This window comes from Planococcus sp. MSAK28401, from assembly GCF_018283455.1.
Lineage (GTDB): Bacteria > Bacillota > Bacilli > Bacillales_A > Planococcaceae > Planococcus > Planococcus alpniumensis.
The window spans coordinates 1049515-1072310 of sequence record NZ_JAAMTH010000001.1; the positions used below are offsets into that span (position 1 = coordinate 1049515).

Sequence of the window (22796 nt, forward strand, 5' to 3'; positions counted from 1 at the left end):
TTTCAGCCTTTATTAAACATCGGTGGGAGCGATGGCGTGCGCGATCAAAATATCCTTGTAGGAATGGACGCTTGAAATGGAGACGTATTCGGCGTTGCCGTGCCAGTCGTCTCCGCTCGGCCCGAATTCGATGGCGCCTTGTCCGCCGATTTTCTCGGCATAGTAACGGGTGTCGGCAGCACCGTGCTGGCCGAACAGCACCGGCTGTTCCGACAGCGTCGACTCGACGGCCTTCATCAAGGTCTGGATGTACGGATGGTCGTCCGTCGTCGTCAAAGCAGGGGTCGAGCCGCTCGCTTTGAATTCCATGTCGACATCGAGTGTTTCGGCCAGCTGTTCCATCTGGCGGACGATCTCGTCTTTGTCCTGCCCGGGCATGAAGCGGATATCGTAGGACATCTTGCAGATTTCCGGTACGACGTTATAGCGATCGCCTGCATTGATGATCGGCAAGTTGACGGAAGGTTGCTCATAGTAGTCCGTCGATTCTTTGCGGAACGGTAAATCTTTCATGCCGGCATGGAATTTCATCGCCGATTCGATGGCGTTGATGCCTTCCCACGGGCGTGAGCCGTGGGCAGGCTTACCTTTGAACGTCAAATCCATTCGAAGAATACCTTTCGATTGCAAACCGATCTTCAAATGGGTTGGCTCGCCGCAAATGACAAAATCGCCGTAATGGCCTTGATCGACCAGCCACTTCGACGTGTTGCGCCCGCCGATCTCTTCATCGGTGACGATGTGTAGATGCACTTCGCGCGGCAAGGCGGCAGCATCAAGGTCAACAAATGCCTGCATCATCGCGGCGACGCCTGCTTTCATGTCCGCCGAGCCGCGGCCATAAAGTTTGTCGCCTTCTTCGATTGGAGAGAACTGTTCTTTATGTCCCGGCACGACGTCGACATGGCCATTCCAGATGATCTTTTCTGCGCCTTGTCCTTTGGCTGCTGTCAGCATGAGGTAGCCGTCGTTATCATGGACTACGACTTCTTCACCTCGCTCTTTAAGCCATTCTGAACAGAACATCAAGGCTTCATTCGCCCCTTCTTTTGTATCGCTTTCGATTTTAATCAAACTCTTCAATAAATCAATCATTGACCCGGCAGTTTTCAAACTGCCTCCACCACCTTCCACAAAGTTTGCTAGTTCTTAACTACCCTAATCCGGTTGGCTGAAACGGCCTTGCAAGCCAAGTTTTCGTTGTGTACAATACACATAATAGCGGAATAATTGTATACACCACAAGGGGAGCTTTGGCTGAGAGTGAACGATTAAGTTCTTACCCTTCGAACCTGCAAGTTAATGCTTGCGCAGGGATGTGGATGGAAAACCGGCCCAAGCGGCGCCAGGATCTGTCCTGGCGCCGTTTTTGTTGTTCTGAAAAAACGGCCCTTCTGGTGATGTGCAAATCCAAAAGGAGGCAGTTTGAATGAGAAATAAACGCGTATTGTTAATGGTCGAAATTGCGATTTTTGCAGCTCTCGGCTTTGTATTGGATTTTATCGCCTTTCGCATGCCGCAAGGGGGATCGGTCAGCTTGGTCATGATTCCGATCGTGCTGATGGCTTTCCGGAGAGGCATCGCAGCCGGTGTCGTCACGGGGCTTCTAGTCGGCTTACTGCAGATTGTCACAGGTTTCATCTCGGTTGCGCCGCTGTCGTTTGGCTTTGTCGTCATGCAAGTCATTTTGGATTATTTGCTGGCATATGGCGTCGTCGGCTTGGCCGCAATGGTGCGCGGCCGTTACTTGGAAGCTGTGAAGGCGAAAAAGACCGGGAAAATCATTGTCATGGTCGCACTCGGTGTCTTGATCGGTTCATTTCTCCGCTATGTCATCCATGTTATTACGGGGATCTTGTTCTTCGGCATGTTTGCTGATGGCAACGTCTTCATCTATTCAGCGGTTTATAACGCTACCTATATGATTCCTGTTGCGATTGTCGCGGCGATTGTTTGCTCACTACTGTTTATCACAGCCCCGCGTTTGACACAGCCAGACGCATGATGAAAGCCGCCTATCGATAGGCGGTTTTTTTTAGATTGTTAAATCAATTGATTATGTTTAATTTGGGTATTTATGGTAAAATACCGAACGGTAGGAGAGGCGAGACCGGCTTATTCTATGTTATAATGCTCAAATAGAATAGTTTGAAAGAAGGGTCAGTATGATAGCGACTAATGAAAAAGATATTGAAGGATTGAAAAAAGCCGGACAGATGGTGGCGGAAATCCGCGAAACAATGAAAGCGGCCGTGAAGCCCGGCATCACGACGAAAGAACTCGATGAACTGGGCGGACGCCTGTTCAAAGAATGGGGCGGCGTCTCTGCTCCGAAATCGGAATATGATTTCCCGGGCTATACATGCATCAGCGTTAACGAAGAAGTGGCGCACGGCATTCCAGGAAAGCGCGTTATCAATGACGGCGATATTGTCAATATTGACGTGTCCGGATCATTTGGGGAGTATTTCGCGGACACCGGCATTTCATTCGTGGTCGGTGAAGGGCACGAAGCGAAAGAAAAGCTTTGCCAAGCGGCGGAATCCGCATTCGAACGTGCCATGATGAAAGTGAAAGCCGGTGCCAAGCTGAACCAGATCGGCAAGGCAGTCGAACGCGAAGCGAAAGACCAGGGCTTGTTCGTCATCAAGAACCTGACAGGTCATGGCGTCGGGAAATCGCTTCACGAAGCACCGCAATATATCCTTAATTATTACGATGCATGGGAAACGACGATCTTGAAAGAAGGCATGGTGCTCGCAGTCGAGCCGTTTATTTCCCAAAAGGCTGAACATATCATCGAATCAGGCGACGGCTGGACCTTCATCACGCCGGACCAATCGCTCGTCGCACAGATCGAACATACCGTACTCGTCACAAAAGGCGAACCGATCCTGCTGACGAAACTCGAAAAATAAAATCAGCGAATATAAAAAACAACCATCAGCCGATGGTTGTTTTTTTATGGCGTCATATCTGTTTTTGCCGGCTTCTTCTTGATTAACAGAATACCGGTCAGTAAAACGCCGCTCAAGAATAAAGCTGCCGTACTGACCAGCATCTCGTCCATGCCATGGCGGACGGCGATCGCGACGAACGCCCAGATGAATACTAAAGTCAGCGGGATGTCCGAATGGTGGAAGCGTATATGAAGTGCCAATGCGGTCGCTACGGTCAGCATGATGACCGTCCACAATTGATCGCTCAGCCCCCAGCCGCTCCAGCTGTAGAAAGTGAGGACATAGCTGATGTTGGCGATGGTCGCAACACTGATCCAGCCAAGATTGACCGAGACCGGCAAACGTTGCGTCAAGCCCCGTTCGTCGTTTCCGTATTCCAAGTACAAAGCGATCAGCGACAATAGATAGGCAATCATTGCAGCGATCGACCAAATAAAGAACTCATAATGCCAGCAAAGCAGCCAGGCGATATTGAAAACAGCGCTCAAGATGAAATACAATGAGACTTTTGCTGAAGGGTGCACTCCTTTTTTCAAGCGCAGCCAAAAGCCGATGATCCAGATAGCCAATAAAATATATATAACGGACCAGATGGAAAATGCATAACCGGCCGGCGTAAAGAGGACCGGCACACGGTCGGAGATTTCACCGGTAGTCTGACCGTTGATCGGCAGTATATTCGCCAAGGCATTCATGGTGACGACGGCGATAAATGCCAGCGTCATCAGCAGTACGCGAATCATATGAAATCCCTCCTCAAATATCAGTATAAACTCGCCAGCCCGCACGACCAACAAGAAAGTGCAGGAAGTTTTTGAAAAATGGCGATATCGTGAAAAGTACCAGGCGGTCGCCGTTCCCGTTCCATGAAGGGAGATGTTATACTTATTAATGTATTTTGAAAATTCGTGACCGCAGGGGGAAAAAAGATGACGAATACATATCCGGAAGTATGGGAGCTCGACAGTTTATTTTCAGGGGGAAGCGATTCAGCTGAATTAAGAACGCATCTGGAGGCAACAGGCAACAAGCTGGCCGATTTCGAACATGCCGCTGCTGCATTCGGTGTCCCGAAACAAACGGCCGACGCGAAGCAGGTGGCGACGTTCTTGGAAAAGACCAGTGATGTATCGGTGGACCTTCGCCAAGCCGGAGCGTTTATCGGCTGCTTGATGGCGCAAAACACCGAAGACAAACAAGCGGCATTGCTGCAAAGTGAACATGCATTTATGCGCTCGCGTTTCCAAAGTGCTTTCTTGAAATTCAAGCAGGCGCTCATGGAGACGGATCCGAATATCTGGTCAGAGCTACTTTCGACTGAAGACTTGAAGGAATTCGCCTTCATCTTGGACGAATGGCGCAAAGAAGCGAAACGGCTGTTATCTGAACAAGAGGAAGGGCTCATTACATCGCTCGGCATCGATGGCTATCACGCGTGGAGCGAATTATACGATCTGCTGATCGCCTCGATCTCGGTCCAAGTGGGTGTTGACGGTGAAGAGAAGACCTTGTCGGTGGGGCAGGCGAATAATTTGAGCTCCCACCAAGATGCAACCGTACGTAAGGAAGCTTATGACAAGCTGGAAGCGGCATGGGGCGAAAAAGAAGAGCTGTTTGCCAAGACTTTGAACTCGCTTGCGGGATTCCGGCTGCAGATGTATAAAAAACGCGGCGTCGACAATGTGCTGGAAGAGCCGCTGCAGATGAACCGCATGAAGCAGGAAACTTTGGATGTCATGTGGCAAGCCATCAGCGAACACAAACAGCCATTTGCGGATTACCTGTCGCGCAAGGCGCAATTGCTCGGCAAGGACCAGCTCGCTTGGTACGATGTCGACGCGCCAGTCGTGGAAAATTCCCAGTCGTTCGACTACGCACAAGGGTCGGAGTTCATCATCCGCCATTTCGGGAAATTCGGCCCGGAATTGGAGAAATTCTCCCGCCACGCGCTGGAAAACGGCTGGGTAGAAGCAGAAGACCGTGCGCATAAGATGCCGGGCGGCTTTTGCACATCGCTTCCGAAAAGCGGCGAATCGCGCATCTTCATGACCTATGGCGGATCGATGTCCAATGTCGCGACATTGGCCCATGAATTGGGGCACGCTTTCCATACGCATGCGCTGCAGCCGATGCATGACTTGAACCGCAGCTATGCGATGAACGTCGCTGAAACGGCATCGACTTTCGCGGAAATGATCGTAGCGGATGCAGCGGTCAAGAACGCTGTGACCAAAGAAGAGAAAATCTCTTTGTTGGAAGATAAGATCCAGCGCAGCGTGGCGTTTTTCATGAACATCCATGCCCGCTTCCTGTTCGAGACGAGATTTTATGAAGAGCGTAAAAACGGCGTGGTCCCGGCGAGCCGCTTGAACGAATTGATGGAACAGGCCCAAGAGGAAGCGTTTGCCGGCAGTTTATCGGAAGGGCATCCGCATTTTTGGGCATCCAAACTGCATTTCTATATCACCGATGTGCCGTTTTACAATTTCCCGTACACATTCGGCTACCTGTTCTCACTCAGCGTTTACGCGAAAGCGCTAGAGGAAGGACAAGGGTTCGAAGAAAAATATATGGCTTTGCTCCGTGACACAGCAATCATGAGTACAGAACAATTGGCGATGAAGCATCTCGGAGAGGACATTACCGAAAAAGGATTCTGGAAAAAAGGCATTGCCTTATGTACAAAAGATGTCGAGGAATTCATCAAATTGACTGCAGAAGAGGGATAAGATGAATCTGCTTTTTGAAGGGAAAACCTGTTATCTGCGCACACTTACCGTAGAAGACGCTGAAGACATGGTGCGGATCCTGGTGAAAAACCGTGATTATTGGGCGATTTATGAGCCGAGGCATCGCGATAGTTATTTCACGATCGCCGTACAGCGCGAGAAAATTCGGGAGTCGATCTACCAGGCGCGGGAAAATCGGGAATACAGTTTCGGGATTTTCTCACACGACGGCAATCAACTGATCGGCCATATATCCATTTACAGCATCAAGCGCTTGCCGTTCCTTAGCGCCTTGGTCGGCTACTCGATGGACGAAGAGTTTATCGGCCGCGGCATTGCGAGCGAAGCGGTCCGCTTGATTACGGCTTTCGGATTTGAGCAATTGCGCCTTCACCGCGTGGAAGCGTACGTTGCCCCGGATAACATCGGCTCGCTGCGCGTGCTCGAAAAAGCGGGGTTTGAACAGGAAGGGTTGCTCAAGCAATTTCTGTTCATCAACGGGGAATGGAAAGATCATTATTATTACGCATTGCTCGAACAGGATTTTTGAAAGGGCAAGGCCGCCTATCTGAGATGGTGGAAGGATATGCGGAGATGGTTTGAAAAATGATGAAGGGAGAGGGTGCCAGATGAATCCCGAGAAATTATTTGCCTATCACCAATGGGCAAGTCAAAAGGTACTGCAATTGGTGGAAGACTCAGGCGAAGAGTATTATACGAAAACGGGCCAGAATTCGTTTCCATCGATCCGTGAAACCGTTGCCCATGTCATAGGCGTCGAAAAGATGTGGTTCAAACGGATGAATGGGGTCAAGAGCCCGGAGTTCGAACATTTTGATGTAGATACGGTCGAGAAAGCGAAAAATGCCTTGTTATTGCTTCATGCGGAGATGGAATTGTATTTCGCCTCGCTGTCAGAAGAAAGCTGGCAAGAAGAGCTGGATTACCGCAATATGAAAGGCGACGAGTTCCGTCACAGCCGCGAAGAAATGCTTTTCACCGTGGTCAACCACGCGAGCTACCACCGAGGGCAGATCACTTCCTTATTGCGCCAGTTCGGAAAAGCCGGTATTCCGCTGGACTATATCTATTTCCAAAAAGAAAACCGCTGAGATTTCTCAGCGGTTTTTCCAGAGTGTTGAAGAAGTCTATAATCCGCTATGAATGAAAAAGGAAATCACCATTTCTACATTCAAAAATCAATGTGCTATCTGAGTATTTGGAGAAGCGTTCGCTCGACTCCAGTGGATCAGCGAGACGACCGAGACCCCGCAAGACGCGCAGCGGCTGAGGAGGCTTGGGCGCGAGCCCACGGAAAGCGAGCGATAAGCTTCGGAAAATACGACTTCTGACCTTTTTTCGACAAGCCGAAAAAAACCGCTGAGATTTCTCAGCGGTTTTCGTCTTTATTACCGTCGACGACGACGTCGAGTTTTCCGGTTTTCGGGTCGATGACGAGGCCATGGACAGGGACGGTTTTATCCATCAATGGGTGATGGCGGACCATGTCGACGCTGTGGCGCACGCTCTCCGTTACGTTATCAAAGCCTTTCAGCCATTCATCGAGATTGACGCCAGAGAATTTCATCTGTTCAATCGTGCTTTCCTCAATGCCGCGCTCTTTCATCTTTTCGATGATGCCTTCCGGTTTCACTTTGGCCATACCGCAGTCGTGGTGCCCGACAATATAGATCTCATCGGCCTTCAATTCGTACACCGCCACGAACAAGCTGCGCATGATGCCGCCAAACGGGTGGTTGATGACAGCGCCGGCGCTTTTGACGATTTTCACATCGCCGTTCTTGAAGTTCATCGCTTTTGGCAAGAGTTCAAGCAGGCGGGTATCCATGCAAGTCAAGATGACGATCCGCTTATCCGGGAGATTGGTGGTAATGAATTCCTCGTAGCGTTTTTCTTCTACAAACTTTTCGTTGTAATCCAAAATCTCATTCAATAAAGACATCGTTTTTCCTCCTTGATGGTGGTTTGGGATTTAACGCGACATTTTTTCGAGCTGGTCGATCATGCCGAGCGACCGGCCGGTGCCGATCGCAACGGATTCCAACGGGTCCGGCGCGATATGGACCGGGACGGAAATTTCTTGCGCCAGCCATTCCTGCAAGCCTTTCAACAAAGCGCCGCCGCCAGAAATGACGACACCCTGGTCGACCATATCGCCCGACAATTCAGCGGGGCAATTTTCCAAAGTGGCACGAATGCATTCCAAAATGGCCGACAAGGACTCGCTGAGCGCTTTTTGCATTTCGTCAGAACTCAACTCGATCGTTTTTGGCAATCCGCTCAATACGTCGCGGCCGCGGATATTCATTTTTTTCGGTTCGTGGGGAATCGGGGCGTAGCCGATTTCTTTTTTGATCGTTTCAGCCGTTTTCTCGCCGATTAATAGATTATAATGCTTGCGCACGTACTGAATGATGTCTTCATCCATCCGGTCGCCGGCGATCTTGATCGTATTGGAAGACACCACACCGCCAAATGAAATGATGGCGACTTCTGTTGTACCTCCTCCAATATCGACGATGACCGAAGCGACAGGTTCCGTGATCGGCAAGTCGGCGCCGATTGCTGCGGCAACTGTTTCTTCGATCAGGTGCACGGATTTTGCGCCGCTTTGTTTGACGGCGTCGTGGATGGCCCGGCGTTCAACAGCCGTTGCGCCGGACGGGGTACATACCATGACTTTCGGCTTTCTGAGAGAGCCGCCGAGTTGTTTCGCGGCTTTTTGCATGACCAGCTTCAAGAGCTCGCGGGTCACGTCAAAGTCGGCGATGACGCCTTCTTTCATCGGGCGCACAATGCGGATGGAATCAGGCGCTTTGCCGAGCATGGCTTTCGCTTCGGTGCCGATAGCAATGACAGCGCCGCTGCGGGCATCCAAGGCGACGATGGATGGTTCATTCAAGATGACGCCTTTTGACTTTGTATAGACGAGAATATTGGCGGTACCGAGATCGATCCCGATATCCGTTGCAGAAAACATGGATGAATTCCTCCTAATCGGTATAAACACTGCTTATTCAAATTTTATCACTTTTCTGTGAGATGTGATAGAGGGAGGAGAAACAGAAAAAAGCCCTGCCCCGCATATGCGAGGCAGAGCTTTTTTACTTAATGACGCTCTTTCGGAAGCGGATCGATATGCTCTGCATCATGGCTATGAAGCTCTTTGCCAAGGAAATGAAGCAGTGTGAAGAAGAACATGAAGATCACAGCCATGAATCCGAGGACAGCAGTAATACCGTAAAGCATAGTGATAACCCCTCTCTAAACTGTAATTATCATACTCAGTATACATGAAAACGCATGGAAAATTAAGTGTCGAATTATCGACCTTTAAAATGCCCAGTTGCCGCCTCGGAAGATCGGTTCGCGCGTGCCGTCTTCCAAAATGCCATCGATGTCCATATCGGCAGAGCCGACCATGAAATCGACGTGGGTGATGCTTTGGTTCAAGCCGTGTTCTTTCAATTCATCCGCTGACATCGTCTTGCCGCCTTCTAGGCAAAACGCATAGGCGCTGCCGATCGCGAAGTGGTTGGACGCATTTTCATCGAATAAAGTATTGAAGAACAAGATGCCGGAATCTGAAATCGGCGATTGGTGGGGCACTAATGCCACTTCGCCGAGGCGGTGGGAGCCTTCGTCCGTGGCGACCAATTCCTTGAGCACTTCTTCGCCTTGTTCAGCGGAGACATCGGTGATGCGGCCGCCTTCGAACGTGATTTTAAAGTTATCGATGATATTGCCGCCGTAGCTGAGCGGTTTGGTGCTCGAGACAAAGCCATTGACATCGTCTTTATGCGGGACCGTAAACACTTCTTCTGTCGGCATATTGGCCATGAAGGAATGGCCTTTTTCGTTGATGGAACCAGCGCCTGCCCATAGATGGCCTTTTGGCAGCGCGACTTCGAGGTCGGTGCCAGGTGCTTGGTAATGAAGCTTGGCGTATTTCTTATCGTTCAAATAATCTGCTTTGGTGTGGAGCGTGCGGTCATGCTCGAGCCAAGCTTCGATCGGGTCTTTCGTATCTGCACGGACAGCCTTAAAAATCGCTTCCCAAAGTGCTTCCACTTGCTCGTTTTCCGGAAGGTCCGGAAACACTTTCTTCGCCCATTGTGCAGACGGTGCTGCGAGGACACACCAGCTGATTTTATCGGATTGCACGTATTGGCGGTATTTACTCAGCGCTTGTCCGGTCGCTTTCTGGGACGCCGAAATGCGTTTAGAATCGATGCCTTTCAGCAAGTCCGGGCTTTGCGAAACGACACTGATGAACGCTGCGCCTTGCTCCGCCAATTGCTCGCGCTCCTGGACTTTCCATTCCGGAAATTCGGCAAAAGAATCTTCCGGTGCTTTCTCAAAGCGCGTGCGGGAAATCACATCGTCGCTCCAGTCCACAAATACTTGTCTTGCACCTTCTTCATAAGCTTTCTTTGAAATCAAGCGGACAAATGGTGCAGCGTCTATGGAAGCTGCAATATACAATTTTTGGTCAGGCTGGATATTGACGCCTACCTTTACCGCCAATTCAGCATAGCGGGATAATTTTTCATCAAATGTAGTCATTTCTAAAACACTCCTCTCATCCTTTCTATAGTAGCAATATTCAAACACGTAGCGCAATAGTCAGGTGCTTGAAAGAAAAACGAGTTGCATTTATAATTATAAAAGTTTAATATATAAACAAAAGTTTGAAAGGGAGGGAGCCAATGAATCGCAACGAACAGAAAATCCTGGAGCTGATTGAGCGCGATCCGTATTTGTCACAACAGGAAATGGCAGATGCGCTCGGGATTTCACGGCCTTCATTAGCCAATCTGATCTCCGGGCTTATCAAACAAGGCAGGATACTCGGCCGTGCATATGTCTTGCCTGAAGAGAATGCGGTCCTGTGCATCGGCGGGGCGAATGTGGACCGAAAATTCCATTTGAAAGCACCGTCTGTCCACGGTACCTCGAATCCGGCAACGGTGACGAGGAGTGTCGGAGGCGTCGCGCGCAATATCGCTGAAAACCTGGGCCGTCTTGGGCACGAAGTCCAATTGGTATCGGTTGCCGGAGATGATCCGGAATGGCGTTTCATCGAAGAAGTTTCTTCGCCTTATATGGATACTGCCATGACCAAAACGCTTTCACAAGGTGCGACGGGCAGCTATACTGCCGTGTTGGAACCCGACGGTGAAATGACTTTGGCTCTGGCGGATATGGACATCTACTCGGAATTGATTCCGAATTACCTGGAGCCGCATCGCAGCAAGTTGATGCGGGCGAAACTATTGGTAGCCGACTTGAACTGCCCAAAAGAAACCGTCAAGTACTTGCAGGATCTCGCAGCTTCTTCCGAAGTGCCGCTCGCCGTCATTCCTGTATCGGCCCCCAAGATGGATCGTCTAGATGAAGAGTTGAACGGTGTCTCGTTTCTGATCTTAAACCGCGACGAAGCAGCCCTCAGGCTCGGCATCTCCATCCATGATCAAGCCGGTTGGAAGCGCGCGGTCGAATTGCTTCTCGAACAAGGCGCCAAAACGGCGGTCGTGACTGGCGGAAAAGACGGCGCCATGGCGGGCGACGAAAATGGCGTGGAGTATTTCCCGGCAATCGAAACGCAGCAAGTAGAAGATGTCACAGGAGCTGGAGATGCGTTCTCAGGCGGCCTTCTTCACGCTCACCTATCCGGCTATGATTTTCGTAAAGCGGTGCAGATGGGCATGCTCAATGCAGCCAAAACGCTCGCAAGCAGCCAAACAGTACGTCCTGAATTAACGGAAACGGTGTTAACCAAAGAACTGGAGGAATTGAAATGACGAACATGATCAGCTACTCAACAGAAGTGCAGGAAGCCATCGAACAGAAAAAACCGATCGTCGCTTTAGAATCGACGATCATCTCCCACGGCATGCCATACCCGCAAAACGTAGAAACGGCGCGTGAAGTCGAGCAGATCGTCCGCGACCACGGAGCCATTCCGGCAACGATCGCGCTGATGGACGGGCAGATTAAAATCGGCTTGTCGGATAACGAGCTGGAACTTCTGGGCAATTCACCAGACGTTGCGAAAGTATCCCGCCGAGACATCGGCCAATTGCTCGCCACGAAAAAAATCGGTGCGACGACGGTTGCCGCGACGATGATCTGTGCAGAGCTTGCCGGCATCCGCGTCTTCGCGACCGGCGGCATCGGCGGAGTCCACCGCGGTGCGGAAGCGACGATGGATATTTCGGCTGACTTGGAAGAGTTGTCGAATACGGGCGTCGCTGTCGTCTGCGCAGGCGCGAAGTCGATTCTCGATATCGGGCTGACACTTGAATACCTCGAGACAAAAGGCGTTCCGGTCATCGGCTATCAAACAGACGAGATGCCGGCTTTCTATACACGCCATAGCGGCTTCCCATTGAGCTACGGTTCGCAAACGACTGAAGAGCTTGCAGCTATCCTAAAAGCGCAATGGTCGCTCGGGTTGACAGGCGGGGCGGTCATCGCCAACCCAATCCCACAAGAACATGCACTTGATAAAGACTTCATCGATAGCATCATCGAACAAGCAATGGCAGAAGTGAAAGCAAACGGCATCAACGGCAAAGACGTGACGCCATTCCTACTCGGCAAAGTAAAAGAATTGACCGAAGGCAAGAGTCTCGTTGCCAACATTGAACTCGTCAAGCACAATGCCAAAGTCGGAGCAGAACTCGCGGCTTCGTACAGCACACTTTAAGGACAATTTGTGAAAAAAAGACCCCTTGTGGGTCTTTTTTTATTGTTTGCAGGTTGTTCTGTTTTCAGGAACTCTTTTTCAGGGTAAGGAAAAATAAGGAGTTGAAGCTCATGAAAACGGATGTGTTTATCGGCGGAGGGGGAATAGGAGGGCTGACGCTCGCATTGAAATTGGCACGGCGCGGCTTCGATGTCGTACTTGCCGAACGCATGGCCGTGCGCTCTCCGACCTATAAAGGAGAGTTGCTGCAGCCGAAGAGCATGCAAGTATTCGACGGCCTTGATGTATACGATGCGATTTGCGATCGGTCCAATGAAATCAAAGTGCTCGATATGCTGGAACTCTCCAGTACCTTGAAAGTGAAAGACCAATCGTTTATGGATTATAGCGTATTGCCAGGAAAATACAATGCCGCTTATATGATCCATCATGAAGAGCTGAAGACCATTATCCGGAAAGCGGCTTGTGAATACGACAACTTCCATTACCTGAAAGGAACTGCCTGTAAGGGCTATACAGAAAACACCGCCATTCTCCAAAAAGGCACTGAAAAGTTTGAAGTGGAAGCCAAGTTTTTCTTTGGTGCGGAAGGGCGGTCGTCAGTGACGAGAAAAGCAATGGAAGTTGAAGTCAAGCAGACAACGTACAACCATCATTTCCTGACGGTGACGTTTCCGCGGGCTGAGAATTTCACAGATGGCAAAATCATCTCCACTTACAATCGTTTCCTTGGGCTATTCCCTCTTCCTGATGACCAAGTACGCAGCGTCTATTTGATTCCGCCAGGTGATTATAAGAGTTTGAAGGAAAAGCCGATCAGTCATTTCCATAAGCTTTATACCGATTTGGCGCCGGCAGTGGACGGATATGTTCAACGATTGACCGACTGGAAAAAAATCCAGCTGATGATTCCCGTCATGTATCATGCCCAATCCTATGTGAAAGGCAATAAAGCGATTATCGGAGATGCGGCACATGCCGTCCATCCGATGGCCGGGGAAGGCATGAACATGGCGATACAGGATGCTGATGTGCTCGGTGAATTGGCTGCGGATATGCTGGCTGAGGAAAAAAACGATACCACCAACCTGAAATGGTATGAAAAAGTGCGCTACCGCCGTGCAGACCATGTCATCCAGCTAAGCCATTTGGCGGCGCTCGCCTATTCATTCCCGTATCGCCCAGTCAGTTATTTGCGCCAACGGACTTTTGAGCGCATGGAAGAAGATCCGATTCTTCACTTCAAGCAGATGCTCAACGTTTCAGGGCTTGGATTATGGAAAGAGAACGTCCGGGACCGCTTTATCCAAGGCGGATTCATGCCGGTACGCGCGAAGGAATTGGCAGAAGGCACGAAAGAACTGAAATACTACAAACCGGAAGACGACTACCCGTGGAAAGTGGAGGGACTTATATGATCGATATAATGAAGATGGTAAAAGCAAGAACGTATATGAAACGCAATGAGCCCTTCCTGTACAGCTGGCATGCTTATGTCGGCTATGAACTGGACCTATTTAAGGCATTCGAACGACCGGTTACACAATTTGATGTAGCCGATGCTTTAGAACTCGATGAGCAGCTACTTGCGCAATGGGTAGCAATCGGGGTCTCGATTGGCTATTTAAAGGAAAGTGGACGCAACCGCTACCAAATAAAGAGCCGTTGGAAATTACCGAAATCCAAAGGCAATAATTCATCAGGTGTATTGCTGAAGGAAATGATGGAACTGCATATCCCGACGCTTTTGGAGTACCCGAAAATGATGCGCAACCAAAGCCGTCTTCACTTTGATGAGGATGAGCACGCATCGACTGTCGCAGAAACAAGCCGCTTGCTTGAAGTATTGGCGTATCCGAAAATGGCCAAACGATTGAAGGAAAAAGACTGCCGCCGCGTTCTTGATATCGGCTGCGGGGAAGGCGGCTACATAAAGAAATTGGGCCAGCGATTCCCAACGACTCAATTTACGGGAATCGAAATCAGCGAGGAAGTCGTCGAAAAGGCGAAAGAACTGACAGCGGATCAAAAAAATGTCTCTATTGAACAGGCAGATCTGTGGAATTACAAGCCCGAATCCCCGCAGGATATGGTCATGCTCAATAACGTATTGCATTATATCCCGCTCGAAAAGCGCCAGGCCTTGTTTAAGGAAATCAGCAGCTGGATCGCACCAGGCGGCATTTTCTCTGTTGTTACCCCAATTGCCGGCGGTCCGGACAGCCCGCCATTCGCCAATGTCTTCAATAGCTTCTTCTCATCATTCGACAATCTTTACCGACTGCCGAAAAGGGAAGAACTCATCGAATGGGGAGAAGAATCAAACCTGGAATTTCTCAGCCTCCGCACTGTCATCAAAGAAGGCGGCTGGTACATCGTGCAATATGAAAAGAAAAGCGAGAGCGCCCGTTAAGCTTCGACAGGCATAAGACGAGTTTCCGAAGCGGCGCTCTTTGCCGCACAGGAAAATTGACTTATGACCCGAGAAGCTGGGCGATCGAGCTGGACAAAGAAAAGCTGAGACAGCCATGTAGACCCGACAAGCACAAGACGGTTTGCTGAAGCGGCGTTACTTGCCGCGTAAGCAAAATGGCTTGTGACCTCGAGGGTCTGGCTGTCGAAGCTAGCCAAAAAGAAAAGCTGAAGTGGCCGTTTTGACTCGACAGGCGTAAGCCGAGTCCCCGAAGCGGCGTTTTTCAGCCGCACAGGGGAATTGGCTTACGACCCGAGAGTCAGGCCATTGAAGCTAGACAATAAGAAAAGCTGAAGCAGCCGTTTTTAGGAAGCTAACCTAAGGACGCGACGTCCTGTCGCAACGATTAGCTGACCCACATCCTGTGGCCCCTCAACAGGCATAAGGCGAGTTTCCGAAGCAAAGCACAAAAAAACCCTGAAGCGTTGAGCTTCAGGGTTTTTTTATTTGCGTAATGAGCCGAGTTCAGAGGCAATGGCCTGCATTTCATTCGGGCTGAAATTATCGCGGTTTTTGACCATCTCGTAAATTTCACGCAAGTCTTCGTATTCGGAAGTGTTGAAATGCTCGGCTTTCATTGCATCCACATTGACCATACGCAGTTTCGTTTTTATTTCTTCAATCATAAAATCGACGTTCTCAGGTGATTGTTTGGATAAATCCATGATCCATTCCTGCCTTTCGGGTGGGTATGCTTTATCATTTCATTATTCAAATAGAATGTCAATTGCCAGAACGTGCTTGTTCTTTCTCTTCCTTGATCTTCGCCGTGATTTTCTTCGTCTCGTAAACGATGACGCCGGAAAGTCCGAGAAGGCCGATCAAGTTCGGGAAAGCCATCAAGCCGTTCATGACATCGGAGAATGTCCAGACGACATCAAGCGAAACGGTTGCGCCGACAAAGACCATCGCGACGAAAGCGATGCGGTAGACAATCAACAAGCTTGGGTTCTTGAACAAGTACTGGAAACATTTCTCGCCGTAGTACGACCAGCCGATGATCGTCGAAGAAGCGAAGAAGATCAAGCCGATTGCTACGATGATCGGGCCGGCACCGCCAAGGAACTGCTCGAATGCAGCAGTAGTCAGCGCAGCACCTTCAAGGCTGTCATCCAAATACAAGCCGGACATGACGATTGTGATTCCTGTAATCGAACAGATGATCAGGGTATCGAACAATACTTGCGTCATCGATACCAAAGCCTGGCGACCAGGCATATCGGTTTTTGCTGCAGCTGCCGCGATTGGGGCAGATCCAAGGCCCGCTTCGTTGGAGAAGACGCCTCGTGCGACACCGTAGCGGATCGCAGCACCGATGGCACCGCCGACGGCCGCTTCACCTGTGAAAGCGGCGCTGAAGATCGTGCCGATGGCTGCAGGAATGAGATCCATATTGAGGATCATGATGATGATTCCTGCAATGATATAGAATAAGGCCATGAATGGAACAAAAAATGCGGTAACTTTACCAATTGTCTTAATCCCGCCGATGATGACGACGGCTGCAAAAATTGTCAAGATGATGCCAGTGATCCAAGTCGGCACAGAGAACGTATCGCGCACGACGGAAGCAACAGAGTTGGATTGTGTACCGTTTCCGATGCCGAACGCTGCAATCGAGCCGAATATCGCAAACAGCACAGCGAGCCATTTCTGTTTCAATCCGTGCTCGAGGTAATACATCGGCCCGCCAGCCATTTGGCCTCTTGAATCAACGATGCGGTATTTGACAGCCAAAACTGCCTCGCCGTATTTGGTGGCCATCCCGAAGAATGCAGAGAACCACATCCAGAAGACAGCCCCTGGCCCACCAAGAATAACTGCAGTTGCAACTCCGACAATATTCCCTGTCCCGACTGTCGCAGCCATTGCTGTCGACAAAGCTTGGAAATGGGAAATATCCCCTTCTGCATCTTTATCCGGGTTTTTACTAAATGTCAGCTTCAGTGCATATGGCAACAGGCGCAATTGTAAAAGGCCTAGTCGCACAGTCAGGAAAATACCTGTACCAACCAGGAGAATCAAGAGCGGCGGTCCCCATACATAACCGCTGATTGTGCCTAGAAATTCTGTTAATCCCTCCATTTTTCTCCCCCTTTTCAATTCTCTTTTATTTAGGAAAAATTCCTCCTGTAGAGTTAATATTCCGAAAGTTTAATAATATAGTCAAGTTATTTTTAAAAAATAATTTGTGAAGTGTTTAGATTCTAGAGGAACAGGGAAAAATTCGAAGTATGATAGAAACTATAATTTATACTAGGAGGAATTTGGAATGAGCCAAAACAAATTAATGACAGGATTATTAATAGGGGCGGCAGTCGGCGTACTTGTATCGCTTCTTGACCGGAATACCCGTGAGGATGTTATGGACAAATCAAAAAAAGCAAGCGAAAACGCGAAGTACTATGCGAACAATAAAGATGAATTAAAATCAGCATTCAAAGAGCAGGCAGAGCGTGCGCAAAATCTTTATGCCCGCATCTCGGAAGACGCTGCTTATGTTGGCGGTAAAGTGGAACAAGTGAAAAAGCTTGTCCCTGAAGTGAAAGAAGTAGCACAGGATGCAAGAGGCGCAGTGATGGAAACGAAAGAAGCGGTAATCGATACCAAAGAAGATGTTATGTCAGCGGTTAAAGAAGACAACCCGTCACCGAGTTCTTCACTGACGGATGATTCTTCTTCTACAAACGACTCTTCATCAAGCAATAATAACTCTCAGAACCAGAACCGCAACTAAAGGACAGGTTCATGGCAATACAAAAAAAAGGCGGCCAGTCCCAAGTGCGTAAACCGAAATACGACGTGCTGACTGGCCGTGGATTTATAAAAGAATTAGGGAAACGGATTAAAGACGTCGATGTGCAGGGACTCGGAGCGCAATTGGCGTTTTTTTTCCTATTATCGATTTTTCCGCTGTTGATTTTTCTCGTCACTTTGCTCCCATATTTGAATTTGCCGAGGGAGGAAGTCTTCCTGTTCATGGAAGATGTCATTCCAGCAGAGGTGTATGTGCTGATCGAGCAGACCTTGAATGAAATCTTGACCAATCAAAACGGCGGCTTGCTATCATTCGGTGTGCTCGCGACAATCTGGTCAGCGAGCCTGGGCATGGATGCATTGATCAAATCCTTGAATGCTACATATAGAGTCAAGGAAAGCAGGCCGTTGTTAATGGCAAGAGGCATGTCGATTTTAATGACCATTCTGTTGATCATCATGTTAGTAGTAGCGTTGGCGCTGCCGATATTCGGCCGCCAGATCGGCCTGTTCTTTTTCGCGTTCCTCGGTCTTGAGGAAGGGTTCCTGGAATTATGGGGAATGATCCGTTTCACCATTCCAGCCTTGATTACATTTATTGTATGCGCCGTGATCTATTGGCTTGCGCCGAATGTCCGGATCAGTTTCTGGACAGTGCTGCCGGGAGCGGCTTTTGCATCGCTCGGCTGGCTATTACTGTCATTTTTGTTCTCCATCTACATTAATAATTTTGGCAATTTCTCAGCCACTTACGGAAGTATCGGCGGGATTATCCTGCTGTTGCTGTGGCTTTACCTTTCCGCGATGCTATTGATCATCGGCGGGCAAATCAATGCCGTCATGCAAGGAAGGCGGCAATCCAGAAAACGGCTGCATAAAAAGAAGACGGCAATCCCCAGTAAATGAGGGAGAGCCGTCTTTTTTCGTGGAATTTCAGACGTTGCGGTTGAGCATTCGCAATCCGTTCAAGATGACCAGGATGGTGCTGCCTTCATGTCCGATGACGCCAAGCGGCAAAGAAATCGCCTGAAAAAAATTCGACAAGATGAGCACCAGGATGACAGCGACAGAGAAAAAGATATTCTGTTTGACGATGCGCTGCATTTTTCGAGCCAGACGGATCGAATAGGAAATGCGGGATAAATCATTTTTCATCAAAATAACGTCCGCGGTTTCTAGAGCAATATCGGTTCCTTCACCCATGGCGATGCCGGTCGTGGCCGTCGCAAGCGCTGGAGCCTCGTTAATGCCGTCTCCCGTCATCGCTACATATTTGTATTTAGCTAATAATTTTTTCAAGTGCTGCACTTTATCGCCAGGCAGGCATTCGGCGATGTATTCATCGACCCCGGTTTCTTCCGCAATGGCTTTTGCGGTTTTTCGGTTATCCCCCGTCAGCATGATGCAATAAATGCCGCGGTCCTGAAGTTCCGCGATGGTGGATTTGGTAATGTCGCGGACAGTATCCTTAAGCGCCATGGCAGCGAGTATGCCATGCCCGTCCCTTACAAAAGTGACGGTTTTTCCTTGATTCGCCAGGTTTTCAAGAATACCGCCCTCGAAAGCGTAAGCTTCTTGTTCGCCAACAAAGCCTGGCTTACCAATCAGGATTTCATCGCCATTGAATTGCGTTTTCAATCCGTTTCCGGGCACATCCACGACTTGCAGATTGCGCAGCGGCTCGAATCCTTGCTGAATGACAAAATCGGTCATCGCTTTTGCAAGCGGGTGGTTGGATTGAGATTCAATTCCTGCGACCAGCGCCATCACTTGTTCGCGATCTGCACCTTGGCGGATGATGAAATCAGTCACTTCGGGTTTGCCGCGAGTCAATGTGCCGGTTTTATCGAATGCGATGGCTTTAATGACGCTTAAATTCTCCAGATGCGCTCCGCCTTTAAAGATCACACCGCTCTTGGCGCCGTTGGAGATGGCGGCAAGCGTGGCGGGCATAATGGAAGCGACCAATGCGCATGGGGATGCTACCACAAGCAGCACCATGGCCCGGTAGAAGGTTTCATTCCAGCTCCAGCCGAAAAGGAAATGCGGCAGGAACAGCATGAGCACGAAGACGATCAAGACAATTTTGACATAACGACCTTCGAAGCGTTCGATAAATTGTTGGGAAGGGGACTTCTCGCTTTCAGCGGATTGCACGAGCTCGATGATTTTTTGGAACATCGTTTCAGAACTTGGTTTGGTCATGACCATGGTAATCGAGCCGGACAAATTGACGGTGCCTGCAAACAAATTGTCGTGTTGGTATTTGGATACCGGAATCGCTTCGCCGCTGATGGCGGATTCGTCGACAGCGGTTTGGCCGGAATGGACTTCGCCGTCGACAGGAATGCGCTCGCCGGGCCGGACAGCGACGAGGTCTCCTGTGTTCAATTCACCGACCGGAACACGCACTGTCTCGCCGGATTCTTTCAATAGCCAGGCTTCATCCGGCTGCATCTCCATAAGGGCAGACAGTTCTTTGCGGCTTTTGTTCATTGTATAAGTTTCGAGTGCACCGCTTAACGCAAAGATGAAGATCAGGATGGCGCCTTCTGTCCAGTAGCCGATGATGGATGCGCCGACAGCTGCCAGGATCATCAGGAATTCGACATTCAATTGTTTGTCTTCGATGGTTTTTTTGATGCCGTATTTGGCTTTTGCATAGCCGCCGATCACAAATGCCAGCAAATAGATGGCGACGGAAGGAAGAGCGATATCCTGCAATTCCAGGATATAGGCGATGATGATCAGGATCCCTGATAACACCGCAGCGATCAATTCTATATGAGGCCGAACTTTACTCCACATACGCACTCCTCCATCAAATGTTCGGGTATCGGTAATTACTGTCAGTTTACCATATGGTGCTGTGGATAGAGTGTAGATTCCGCTTATAGTGTGTCAATTCGAAATATTGTTGTGGCAAGACAGCAGAAAAAAGCCCTGGAGCTTCGATCGAAGCTTCAAGGCTTGGGGATTATTCGTTTTCAGTAGAAGGACGGTTTTTGAACTGTTGCATTTTGCTGTCCAGATCGTCGACCATGGCAATCAGCCGGTCAATATCTTCGAGCTCCGTGCTTTCCGGTTCGATGGCATCTAACACATCGAGGAACATGCTGAGCCTTTGTTTCATATAAGTTACTTGCTGTTCCTTATCAGTAATGGATTTTCCCATTGATTCCACCTCGTTTCCATTGTATATAGTAGCCGATAACTAACGGAATATCAATAGTACAGAAAAAACGCAGAAATAATAAAATTTATTAATTGAATATTTACACTATTCGATTAATGTGATATAGTGGTATCAATCCTTTACGAGGGGAGGACAAGACGGATCACCGAACTATAAAAGAACGCGATAGGAAAGAGGAGGCGATTCGAGCATTTAGGTGGCTTCACCGAAAGTGCGATTATGGAAACGAACTGTAAACATAAAACATAAAGGCTCAGCCCGCAATCTGCTATGCAGAAACGGACTGAGCCTTTTATGCGTTTAAATCAATTCGTACGTCTCTATAATTTCAATTGTATCTTCGACAGAACGGACCATCGAGCAGTTTTTACGCGTCAATTCCATAACGCGCGGCATTTTCGCTTCGTTGATATCGCCTTTGATGCGGAAATGCAGATGGACTTTTGAAACGCGGTCCGCTTCTTCCTCGATACGGACAATTTCCTTCACTTCCACTTCGATGTCTTCTGCCGGCATCCGTTGCTTATCGAGTACTTTGCGGATGATCCCTGCGCTGCAGATGGCCAATGAAGAGACCAGTAATTGATAAGGGCGGAATCCGTACTCTTCATTGGTCGATACATGGAGCTCGCCAAAAGGCAAATGCCCGGTAAATCCGTGTTCATTCATGGAAAATTTCATCTTGTATCTCCTCCTTATGTTAAAATTGTAGCGGAAACTTCCAAAAATAGAAAAGAACGTGCTCGTTCGGGGAGGCATTATGAAATATTTCTTATCAAGCGAACGCGCCCGCTTTTGGATCTTGGTCGCTATTGTGTCGATATCAGGCTTTTCGCAAGGCATGTTATTGCCGCTCATTGCCGTCATTTTCGAGCAGGATGGCGTGTCATCTACGCTAAACGGCCTCAGTGCGACAGGATTATACATAGGCATTATCGCTGTTGCGCCGTTTATGGAGCCGCAGCTCAGAAAGTTCGGGTTTAAACCGCTTATTCTCGTCGGTGGGGCGATGGTGATCCTCGCTTTGCTTTCGTTTCCGTTATGGAAAAGCGTCTTGTTTTGGTTTATTTTGCGCATTTTGATCGGCATAGGGGATCAGGCGCTGCATTTTTCGACGCAAACCTGGATCACCAGCACTTCGCCTCACCACAAGCTGGGGCGCAACATCGCGATTTACGGCATGTCGTTCAGTGTCGGCTTTGGTGCAGGCCCGCTCTTTGTGCCGCTCGTCAAAGTGTTCGAAGCCTTGCCGTTCATCATTTCCGGTGTTCTCTGCTTGATTGCCTGGTCGCTGGTGTTTTTCCTGCGCAATGATTTTCCGGAGCATTCTGCCAGTTCCATGGGTGCCAAAGGAACCTTACAGCGCTTTCGGATGGCTCTCGTCATCGGCTGGGTCGCCTTTTTGCCCCCACTCGGCTATGGTTTTTTGGAAGCATCACTGAGCGCGATCTATCCGGTCTATGCTTTGCGCCAATCATTCGATATCAGTATGGTCTCCTATATTCTCGCTGCCTTTTCCATCGGGGCGATTGCGACGCAATTGCCGCTCGGTGAACTCAGTGACCGCATCGGACGGAAAAAGGTATTGATGATTGCGCTAAGCGGCGGGGGGATGGCGTTTTTGGTGGCGACGTTCTTTGAGTCGAACGCTTGGCTCACGCTCGCTTTGTTTGTGGTGGCGGGCATGTTTGTCGGCTCGACATTCTCGCTCGGCATTTCCTATATGACCGACTTGATGCCAAAAGAATTGCTGCCGACGGGAAATTTATTGTGCGGCGTGGCATTCAGTGTCGGGAGTTTGATCGGCCCGGCAGCAGGGGGCTTGTTCCTTGAAGTCACCGAGCAGTTGAGTTTCCTGCTGTTGATCACCGGGATCCTATTGACCTTGTTCACCATCATCGCTTTTAAAGGGCCGCGCAAGCATATGGCCTAAATTCTGAATTTAATA

Annotated in this window: 23 protein-coding genes and 1 riboswitch; of the genes, 12 read left to right on the plus strand and 11 right to left on the minus strand. The window is 49.4% G+C overall.

Annotated elements, in window-relative coordinates; translation table 11 throughout:
* Positions 1-12 precede the first annotated feature (12 nt).
* Positions 13-1095: a M20 family metallopeptidase gene (locus G3255_RS05265; protein WP_211655770.1), complete on the minus strand. Its 1083-nt coding sequence runs from the start codon at positions 1093-1095 to the stop codon at positions 13-15.
* Positions 1096-1234: 139 nt separating this feature from the next.
* Positions 1235-1334, plus strand: a riboswitch (TPP riboswitch).
* Positions 1335-1429: 95 nt separating this feature from the next.
* Between G3255_RS05265 and thiT the strand changes: the two genes are divergently transcribed.
* Entirely contained in the window at positions 1430-2005 is a 576-nt protein-coding gene (gene thiT, locus G3255_RS05270) for an energy-coupled thiamine transporter ThiT (RefSeq protein WP_211653614.1), read from the plus strand.
* Positions 2006-2165: 160 nt separating this feature from the next.
* Positions 2166-2918 (plus strand): type I methionyl aminopeptidase, encoded by a 753-nt coding sequence (gene map, locus G3255_RS05275; protein ID WP_211653615.1) that lies wholly within the window; start codon positions 2166-2168, stop codon positions 2916-2918.
* A gap of 44 nt (positions 2919-2962) precedes the next feature.
* Here the strand turns inward: map and G3255_RS05280 are convergent, their stop codons facing one another.
* On the minus strand, positions 2963-3703 hold the full coding sequence (locus tag G3255_RS05280; RefSeq protein ID WP_211653616.1) for a TspO-related membrane protein: 741 nt from the start codon (positions 3701-3703) through the stop codon (positions 2963-2965).
* Between the two features lie 186 nt (positions 3704-3889).
* Here G3255_RS05280 and G3255_RS05285 point away from each other — a divergent pair, with 186 nt between their 5' ends.
* The 3 genes from G3255_RS05285 (at position 3890) to G3255_RS05295 (ending at position 6801) form a co-directional block, all read left to right on the plus strand.
* Complete coding sequence (locus G3255_RS05285; protein ID WP_211653617.1) at positions 3890-5689, plus strand: M3 family oligoendopeptidase; 1800 nt, start codon at positions 3890-3892, stop codon at positions 5687-5689.
* Position 5690: 1 nt separating this feature from the next.
* A complete protein-coding gene (locus tag G3255_RS05290) occupies positions 5691-6239 on the plus strand; it encodes a GNAT family N-acetyltransferase (protein ID WP_211653618.1) in 549 nt (182 codons plus the stop codon).
* A gap of 79 nt (positions 6240-6318) precedes the next feature.
* Positions 6319-6801: a DinB family protein gene (locus G3255_RS05295; RefSeq protein WP_211653619.1), complete on the plus strand. Its 483-nt coding sequence runs from the start codon at positions 6319-6321 to the stop codon at positions 6799-6801.
* A 278-nt stretch (positions 6802-7079) separates the two neighbouring features.
* Here the strand turns inward: G3255_RS05295 and G3255_RS05300 are convergent, their stop codons facing one another.
* The 4 genes from G3255_RS05300 to G3255_RS05315 all read right to left on the minus strand — a co-directional run bounded on the left by G3255_RS05300 (position 7080) and on the right by G3255_RS05315 (position 10276).
* Positions 7080-7652, minus strand: coding sequence for a beta-class carbonic anhydrase (locus tag G3255_RS05300; protein WP_211653620.1), 573 nt, complete (start codon positions 7650-7652; stop codon positions 7080-7082).
* A 30-nt stretch (positions 7653-7682) separates the two neighbouring features.
* Positions 7683-8690: a rod-share determining protein MreBH gene (gene mreBH, locus G3255_RS05305; RefSeq protein ID WP_058381370.1), complete on the minus strand. Its 1008-nt coding sequence runs from the start codon at positions 8688-8690 to the stop codon at positions 7683-7685.
* Positions 8691-8818: 128 nt separating this feature from the next.
* On the minus strand, positions 8819-8959 hold the full coding sequence (locus tag G3255_RS05310; RefSeq protein ID WP_167358028.1) for a hypothetical protein: 141 nt from the start codon (positions 8957-8959) through the stop codon (positions 8819-8821).
* 84 nt (positions 8960-9043) lie between these two features.
* Positions 9044-10276 (minus strand): aminopeptidase, encoded by a 1233-nt coding sequence (locus tag G3255_RS05315; RefSeq protein ID WP_211653621.1) that lies wholly within the window; start codon positions 10274-10276, stop codon positions 9044-9046.
* Between the two features lie 143 nt (positions 10277-10419).
* On the opposite strand from G3255_RS05315, the gene G3255_RS05320 reads away from it, so the two are divergent.
* The 4 genes from G3255_RS05320 to G3255_RS05335 all read left to right on the plus strand — a co-directional run bounded on the left by G3255_RS05320 (position 10420) and on the right by G3255_RS05335 (position 14835).
* A complete protein-coding gene (locus G3255_RS05320; protein WP_211653622.1) occupies positions 10420-11514 on the plus strand; it encodes a carbohydrate kinase in 1095 nt (364 codons plus the stop codon).
* Complete coding sequence (locus G3255_RS05325) at positions 11511-12422, plus strand: pseudouridine-5'-phosphate glycosidase (RefSeq protein ID WP_211653623.1); 912 nt, start codon at positions 11511-11513, stop codon at positions 12420-12422. The genes G3255_RS05320 and G3255_RS05325 overlap by 4 nt, the downstream gene beginning before the upstream one ends.
* Positions 12423-12532: 110 nt before the next feature.
* Positions 12533-13840 carry an FAD-dependent oxidoreductase gene (locus tag G3255_RS05330; RefSeq protein WP_211653624.1) on the plus strand — a complete coding sequence of 436 codons (1308 nt, stop codon included), beginning with the start codon at positions 12533-12535 and terminating at the stop codon, positions 13838-13840.
* Positions 13837-14835 (plus strand): class I SAM-dependent methyltransferase, encoded by a 999-nt coding sequence (locus G3255_RS05335; protein WP_211653625.1) that lies wholly within the window; start codon positions 13837-13839, stop codon positions 14833-14835. The genes G3255_RS05330 and G3255_RS05335 overlap by 4 nt, the downstream gene beginning before the upstream one ends.
* A 503-nt stretch (positions 14836-15338) precedes the next feature.
* Here G3255_RS05335 and G3255_RS05340 read toward each other — a convergent pair.
* Both G3255_RS05340 and G3255_RS05345 read right to left on the minus strand, forming a co-directional pair.
* Complete coding sequence (locus tag G3255_RS05340; protein ID WP_058381364.1) at positions 15339-15560, minus strand: DUF1128 domain-containing protein; 222 nt, start codon at positions 15558-15560, stop codon at positions 15339-15341.
* Positions 15561-15618: 58 nt separating this feature from the next.
* Positions 15619-16980, minus strand: a complete 1362-nt coding sequence (locus G3255_RS05345) for an alanine/glycine:cation symporter family protein (RefSeq protein ID WP_211653626.1) — start codon at positions 16978-16980, stop codon at positions 15619-15621.
* A gap of 187 nt (positions 16981-17167) precedes the next feature.
* Here G3255_RS05345 and G3255_RS05350 point away from each other — a divergent pair, with 187 nt between their 5' ends.
* A complete protein-coding gene (locus G3255_RS05350) occupies positions 17168-17632 on the plus strand; it encodes a YtxH domain-containing protein (RefSeq protein ID WP_211653627.1) in 465 nt (154 codons plus the stop codon).
* Between the two features lie 11 nt (positions 17633-17643).
* Positions 17644-18558: a YihY/virulence factor BrkB family protein gene (locus G3255_RS05355; protein ID WP_211653628.1), complete on the plus strand. Its 915-nt coding sequence runs from the start codon at positions 17644-17646 to the stop codon at positions 18556-18558.
* A 27-nt stretch (positions 18559-18585) separates the two neighbouring features.
* Here G3255_RS05355 and G3255_RS05360 read toward each other — a convergent pair whose 3' ends face one another.
* The 3 genes from G3255_RS05360 to G3255_RS05370 all read right to left on the minus strand — a co-directional run bounded on the left by G3255_RS05360 (position 18586) and on the right by G3255_RS05370 (position 21529).
* Positions 18586-20460, minus strand: coding sequence for a heavy metal translocating P-type ATPase (locus G3255_RS05360; protein ID WP_211653629.1), 1875 nt, complete (start codon positions 20458-20460; stop codon positions 18586-18588).
* Positions 20461-20629: 169 nt separating this feature from the next.
* Entirely contained in the window at positions 20630-20827 is a 198-nt protein-coding gene (locus G3255_RS05365; protein ID WP_211653630.1) for an SE1561 family protein, read from the minus strand.
* Between the two features lie 321 nt (positions 20828-21148).
* Positions 21149-21529, minus strand: a complete 381-nt coding sequence (locus G3255_RS05370; protein WP_211653631.1) for an OsmC family protein — start codon at positions 21527-21529, stop codon at positions 21149-21151.
* 79 nt (positions 21530-21608) lie between these two features.
* On the opposite strand from G3255_RS05370, the gene G3255_RS05375 reads away from it, so the two are divergent.
* A complete protein-coding gene (locus tag G3255_RS05375; RefSeq protein ID WP_211653632.1) occupies positions 21609-22781 on the plus strand; it encodes an MFS transporter in 1173 nt (390 codons plus the stop codon).
* Positions 22782-22796 lie beyond the last annotated feature (15 nt).